This is a genomic window from Acinetobacter sp. UBA2063 (assembly GCF_002333245.1).
GTDB lineage: Bacteria > Pseudomonadota > Gammaproteobacteria > Pseudomonadales > Moraxellaceae > Acinetobacter > Acinetobacter parvus.
In genome coordinates this window covers 1-6674 of the sequence record NZ_DDAH01000241.1, presented here as the reverse complement: position 1 = coordinate 6674, position 6674 = coordinate 1, and the positions used below count along the sequence as shown (strand labels likewise).

Genomic DNA, 6674 nt, shown 5'->3' with positions numbered 1-6674 from the left:
TAAAAATCATCTGCTACCACAAAAAGTCTATAAATAACAGTGCCTAAGTCGTATATATACAATTGTCTTTAATTGATTAGCCAATTGTCTTACTTGTTTTGCTAAATTGATAAATTTAGACCTGATTAGATATGTACATATCCAAACCCAACATTTTTATTATTTAAACGTTTTATTATCATGATAAACAAGCTGTTTTTATTGATAACCGAATAAGAAATGCAGCATTTGAGCAAGCCAGACACTGCATTTTCCGATTAACTTATTGATCTACAACCTGTAAATCTAGCCCTGCCGCATTGGCAAGTTCGGTAAAGGTGGGGAAACTGGTTGCCACTGTTTCCGTACCGTGAATGATGATTTCGCCCGAAGTACGTAACCCTGCAATACTAAAACTCATGGCAATACGGTGATCGTGGTGCGATTCAATTTCTCCACCTGTGAAAATTGCCGACCAGTCACCAGACTTACCCTTACCCTCAATGATAATGCCGTCCTCAGTTGGGGTGCAATCAATACCCATGACTTTCAAGCCATCGGCCATCACCTGAATACGGTCAGATTCTTTCACGCGAAGTTCAGCAGCGCCAGTCAGAACAGTTTGACCTTCCGCACAGGCAGCCGCAATAAACAAGGCAGGAAATTCATCAATCGCCAAAGGTACCTGATCTTCAGGCATGTGAATACCTTTGAGTGTACTAGATCCCTTGATATGAATATCGGCAATCGGCTCACCGCCAGCGATGCGTTCATTTTCAACACTGATGTCCGCACCCATTTGCTTGAGGATTTCAATTACACCTGTACGAGTTGGGTTGATGCCCACTGCTTCAAGGATCACATCAGCACCCTCGGTAATCGCAGCACCGACCATAAAGAATGCAGCAGATGAAATGTCTGATGGCACCTGAATATCTGTACCAACCAGTTTACCACCACCCATAAGTGAGATTTTATTACCCTCGGTTTTCACCTCATAACCAAAGGCACGCAACATACGCTCAGTATGGTCACGGGTCGGCTCTGGTTCAGTCACAGAAGTCTCACCCTCAGCCCATAAACCTGCCAGTAAAATCCCTGATTTCACTTGAGCCGAAGCCATTGGCAAATCGTATTGAATACCTTTTAAAGCTTGACTGCCTGTAATGCTGACTGGCGGCGTACCTTTCTCACCTGTGGTTTGAATTTGCGCACCCATTAAACGTAATGGTTTTGCAATACGTTCCATTGGACGTTTAGACAATGACGCATCACCTGTCATCACCGAATCAAACTTTTGTGCTGACAACATACCAGATAGCAGACGCATACTTGTGCCTGAGTTACCCATATATAAGGCACTGGCAGGTGCTTTTAAACCTTGCATGCCCACGCCATGAATGGTCACCTCACCATTTTTTGGGCCTTCGATGCTGACCCCCATATCACGGAATGCCTGTAAAGTTGCTAACGCATCTTCACCCTCAAGGAAGCCAGTCACATGGGTTGTACCCTCAGCAATCGCCCCAAACATGACGGAGCGATGTGACACTGACTTATCACCTGGCACGGTGAATTTACCTGTAAATGTTTTCTTGCCTGGTAAAATGGTAAATTGCTGTGTCACCTTGTTTTTCTCCATCAAAGGTTTTTTGGCTAACATATGGTTAAAGTGTTGGCGTGCCGCTTGCGCATGTCCAAGCAGCCCCATCAACGCCTGAGAATCTTCATTTTCAATCAGTTGCTTTAAAACAGAAAGTTGCTGCTCAAAGCCAGCAACGGCATTGAGAATTGCGTTTTTATTGGCAAAGAAAATGTCATGCCACATCTGTGGATCACTGGCCGCAATCCGAGAAAAATCCCGAAAACCACCCGCCGCATAGCGAAAAATATCCAGATTATCTTCACGGTTGGCCAGTTGCTCAACCAAGTTGAACGCCATCAAATGCGGTAAATGACTGGTATGTGCCAACACTTCATCATGTTTCGACACATCCATACAAATCACTTCCGCTTTAGCGACTGACCAAAGCTGAATCAGTTTCTGCACCGCCCAATCTGCACTACTTGGCAAAGGCGTTAGAATCACTTTATGGTTAGCAAATAAATCGACTTTACCTGCATGTACACCTGTATGTTCCGCACCTGCAATTGGATGCCCAGGTACAAAACCAACAGGCAGATGTTCACCAAACACTGCCTTCGCTGCATCCACCACATTGCCTTTGGTACTACCCACATCGGTAATGATGACATTCTCTGCAAGATAAGGCTTGATCTGTTCCAACACTTTTTGTGTGGCACGAACAGGCAATGCCAAAACAATTAAATCCGCACCCTGAACGGCTTCTTCAGGATTTGTATAACCATGTTGAATTAGACCGAGTGCTTTGGCATCTTCCAATGTTTTTTTTGAGCGTGTTGAAGCCGCAATTTCAGACGCAAGTTGTTCCGCCACAATCACACGCGCAAGACTTGACCCAATCAGCCCAAGTCCAATAAATGCAACTTTTTTAAACAATACTCTAGAAACAGATGCTTGAGACATTGCGTTTCATCAAACCGTAATACTATCTTTGACACAAGTATAGCAATTGTCTCCATTGAAATCTTGCTTCTTTCGTTGGAATTTAAATTATCAGTTCTCTTTCAGGCTTAGTGATACAAGAAGATGAGATTTCAAGAATTTCTTTTAATACATGCCACATTAATACAGGAGGTACAGCATTACCAATTGCTCGATATTGACGATTTTCACTCACACTATCCAAGTTAAATGTTTCAGGAAAAGATTGAATCCTTGCAGCTTCTCGTGGTGTAAAGCGTCTATATCTACCATTTAAAAATAATACAGGGTCTGTACTATTTAAACTTACTTTTGCCAAATGTGAACTAATTGTATTACAAGGTTGATTTAAATCTTGCCCACGTCCTTTATTCATTTTATGGCGAACTTTCATCATTCCTTCAACAGCTCTTTCACTAAAAAACCATTTTTCTTGATAATTTGCATCAAAATCAATAATCTTTGAAATTGGTATAGCATTTTGTAAGCCATTTAACTCTAAAGGGAAGTTAAAGCTCATAAAATCTTCAAACTTTTTAAAACCAACAATAAATATACGTTCTCTTTTTTGTGGAATCCCATATAGGGCAGAATTTATTAACTTAAACTTCACATAATAACCAGCTTGTTCAAATTCTTTTACAATCATTGGAAATGCTTGTTTATTATTTGCAGACAATAGCCCCTTAACATTTTCTGCAATAAAAAAACGTGGTTTTTTGACAGATAATATTTTTACCATCTCAAAAAACAACATGCCTTTCTCATCTTTATAGCCCAATCTCGGTGGATTTTGAGCACTAATAGAAAATGATTGACAAGGAAATCCCCCTATCAATATATCGTGTTCAGGTAAATCTACCGCTAAAATATCTCTTACATCTTTTACCTCTGCTTGATGGTCAAAGTTATCATTATAAATTTTTATAGCATTGGGGTCATTATCCACAGCATAGACAATTTCTGTACCTAATGTTTCATACTTTTTATTTAAAAATGAAAAGCTACCTAATGCACCTAAATCCATGCCACTACAGTGACAGAAAAGAGATGTAACTTTTAACTTACTATTTCCAAATAATCTATACATTGTTCTGACGTTTTATAAAGCTCAATAACTAAATTTTTATCAATTTTCAGATTACCTGAATTGAATTGCTTAACTGGATTTTAAATGCTAAAAATATTTTTTCTTTTTAGGCATATCTCTTCGGCTCGAGCTTCTATCCCTCATACAAAATTTAACCTAAGAAAATAGTTTCTTGATGAAATTGTAAAAATTCTTCATTGGGCAAAAATTTTATTGGTAAATTCATACGCAAATTTTCAAATCGCTCAAACTCGCTTTTGTAAAAATCTTCCTTTAAATATTTCTTCAATTGACTTGAAAATAATACTTTAAAACTACTATTAATCGTAATCAAACCTTTATCAAATGCTTTGTCAAATGTTGCAGATAAACAAATTCCATTACTTGGGTTTAACCTATTCTTTTCATCTTTCGACCAAGGTTTAATATGAGAAGCTACCAACAGTTCTGGAATTGAAATACCTGTAACTCCACAACCATTTATATAATTTGACATTACAATCGTTCTGAAATAATCTTGATTAATCCTGACTTTCGTTTTTCTAATTTTATATTCTCCTTTTTTTCTTTCGTCAATCAATTTATCAATATGGGTTTTCGGTTTGTTTTCTTCAATTTTTGATAAGAGTAAATCTTCACTTTTGTAGAATAAATCGTCAAAATTTTCTGTAAACTCTTGAAATATTTCTTTGTCTAATTTCCCAATATTCGTTGCTCCTTTTCTCCCTAAAAGTTTTTGTTTTGGGTCAAGACTTACAAAGTTCACAAGTTTATATGCAACAGCACCAGGTGTTCTTCCAATTAAATCGGCAAGGATTTTTACCTCTGAATTTCTATTGTTGAATTGTCCATACGGCAATTTGCAATACAAATTAAAAGCTAAAATCAATTCGTCTCTTGTCCAATTATTTCTCATTAACAAATTCCTCTTTGTAAATATCCAAATAGTATTTTGCTTCGTTGTTACAACCTAAAACACCACAAATCAGGTTTATAGGAATTTCTTCTAAACAACCTAAATTGGAATGTTTTTCAGCACATTTTTCACAAACTTGTGTCCAAGTACCAGTTTCTCCTAAAACAATATCATCAAAAATTTCTTTGCTCATAACTGATAGTTTTTAGTTTGCCAAAATTGATGGAACAGCATTACCTACTTGTTTATATTGGCTAGTTTTAGTCTTTAAAAAGATAAAATCATCAGGCAAAGATTGTATTCTTGCACTTTCTCGTACAGTCGGCACTCGATTAAATCTATAATGAAAATGATGTCGATGCCCCGTATCAATAGTAAAACTTGGCTTTTGGCTATTAAGCCGTGTCCATGCAATATTAACTTTTCGAGTATCCTGTAATTCTAGTGGTAAATCTTTATAATTTCCACCATCAGGAACTAAAGCAATGGTATTAATGGTTTTTTCATTATGTTCTGTAATTTGATGCTGATAAACCCCTTTAGAATTTTTCCGCATAAGAGCCTGAAAATGAGATTGAGGTTCAATCATATAATCTGCACCATTCTCTAAACTTGATTCAGATAAATCACTAATCGCTTCTTGGCAGGTAATAACTTGACTTAATAAAGGCTTAGGAAAATCAAACAATTGACCATTTTTTAACCCTACAAAAAACGCTCGTTTACGATTTTGTGGTACACCAAAATCAGCAGCCAATAAAACTTTATAATTAATGGTATAACCTAATGCTTCAAAATCTTGAATAATTTGTTCTTTAATACTCCCTTTACCCATAGAAATAATATTTGGTACATTTTCCATTAAAAAAACTTTAGGCTGATAAAGTGCAACAAATTCAACAAAAGATTTATATAGTTGATTACGCTCATCATCAATCATGCGTTTTCCTGCAATCGAAAAACCTTGACATGGTGGACCACCAATAATGACATCAACATGATTTATATCATATTGTTGCTTTATTTCTTGTGGACTGATGTGGAATAAATCTGCCTGAATTGCTTTTGCATCAATATGATTAAATGCAAAGGTATCTAAAGCATCTTGCCATGTATCTATGCCTGCTATAATGCGATAACCTGCTTGTATAAACCCAAGTGATAACCCACCGCAACCACAAAATAAATCTAAAACGGTAGGTTTAACATCAATCACTGAAAATCATCCTGAATTTAAAATCATCGCTATTGTGCCAAAAGCATAAGCTTGAAAGCAAGATGATTGTTGATCTTTCAACTTTCATCACGACAAGTTAAGACGCTCAGGATATATCTGTATACAATAGAATTATAAAACAGCGATTGGATAAGAACCCAGTACACGTAACTCTTTGACCATTGGACGAATTTCATCCAGTGCAGCCGCCACATTGTCCTGATCAATATGCCCTTCCAGATCAATGAAGAACACATAGGCCCATTTTTCAGGCAAGGCTGGACGAGTTTCAATACTGGTCAAGCTAATTTTATGCTTGGCAAATGGCGCAAGAATCTCCAACAAAGCACCTGCACGGTCATGCGCAGAGATCAATAGAGAGGTTTTATCATTACCACTTTGAGGAATCTTTTCACGACCAATCACAAGGAAACGAGTGGTATTTTCAGGGTTATCTTCGATATTGCTATGTAAAATCTCAAGATTGTACATGCTTGCTGCAATATCAGATGCAATCGCAGCAGAATGCCATTCATTACGAATACGGCGTGCTGCTTCAGCATTTGAATTCAGTGCAACACGCTCTACGCCTGGATAATGCGCATCCAGCCATTTACGGCACTGCGCCAAGGTTTGCTGATGTGCATAAATCTGCTTAATGCTGTCTTTACGGGTATTTTCAGAAACAAGGAATTGATGATGAATACGCAATTCAACTTCACCAATCACATTCAGGCTAGAAGCCTTAAAACAGTCCAGTGTATGGTTAACAATTCCTTCTGATGAGTTTTCAACAGGAACCACGCCATAATGCGCACTACCCGCCTCCACTTCACGGAACACTTCATCAATGGTTGGCAATGGACGAACCACTGCATCATTACCAAAATGTTTCAGTACCGCGGAG

At 37.6% G+C, this 6674-nt stretch carries 6 protein-coding genes; all 6 read right to left on the bottom strand.

All coding sequences use genetic code 11. The features are described from left to right. Window positions 1–262 precede the first annotated feature (262 nt). Window positions 263–2527, bottom strand: coding sequence for a bifunctional prephenate dehydrogenase/3-phosphoshikimate 1-carboxyvinyltransferase (locus tag B4H32_RS11530; protein WP_286803169.1), 2265 nt, complete (start codon window positions 2525–2527; stop codon window positions 263–265). Between the two features lie 82 nt (window positions 2528–2609). Next, window positions 2610–3635, bottom strand: a complete 1026-nt coding sequence (gene dcm, locus B4H32_RS11525) for a DNA (cytosine-5-)-methyltransferase (RefSeq protein WP_262574470.1) — start codon at window positions 3633–3635, stop codon at window positions 2610–2612. Between the two features lie 151 nt (window positions 3636–3786). Continuing rightward, window positions 3787–4551: an HNH endonuclease gene (locus B4H32_RS11520; protein WP_262574472.1), complete on the bottom strand. Its 765-nt coding sequence runs from the start codon at window positions 4549–4551 to the stop codon at window positions 3787–3789. Beyond that, window positions 4541–4744 carry a hypothetical protein gene (locus tag B4H32_RS11515; RefSeq protein ID WP_262574474.1) on the bottom strand — a complete coding sequence of 68 codons (204 nt, stop codon included), beginning with the start codon at window positions 4742–4744 and terminating at the stop codon, window positions 4541–4543. Before B4H32_RS11515 ends, B4H32_RS11520 begins: the two co-directional genes overlap by 11 nt. Window positions 4745–4756: 12 nt before the next feature. Beyond that, window positions 4757–5767: a DNA cytosine methyltransferase gene (locus B4H32_RS11510; protein WP_262574476.1), complete on the bottom strand. Its 1011-nt coding sequence runs from the start codon at window positions 5765–5767 to the stop codon at window positions 4757–4759. Window positions 5768–5899: 132 nt separating this feature from the next. Further along, the coding region (pheA, locus tag B4H32_RS11505) for a prephenate dehydratase (RefSeq protein WP_286803165.1) at window positions 5900–6674 on the bottom strand (775 nt) is incomplete at its 5' end.

Bases quoted from the DNA above. Each gene is read 5' to 3' on its own strand.
- B4H32_RS11530 (WP_286803169.1), bottom strand. From the start codon at position 2,527: ATGTCTCAAGCATCTGTTTCTAGAGTATTGTTTAAAAAAGTTGCATTT.
- dcm (WP_262574470.1), bottom strand. From the start codon at position 3,635: ATGTATAGATTATTTGGAAATAGTAAGTTAAAAGTTACATCTCTTTTC.
- B4H32_RS11520 (WP_262574472.1), bottom strand. From the start codon at position 4,551: ATGAGAAATAATTGGACAAGAGACGAATTGATTTTAGCTTTTAATTTG.
- B4H32_RS11515 (WP_262574474.1), bottom strand. From the start codon at position 4,744: ATGAGCAAAGAAATTTTTGATGATATTGTTTTAGGAGAAACTGGTACT.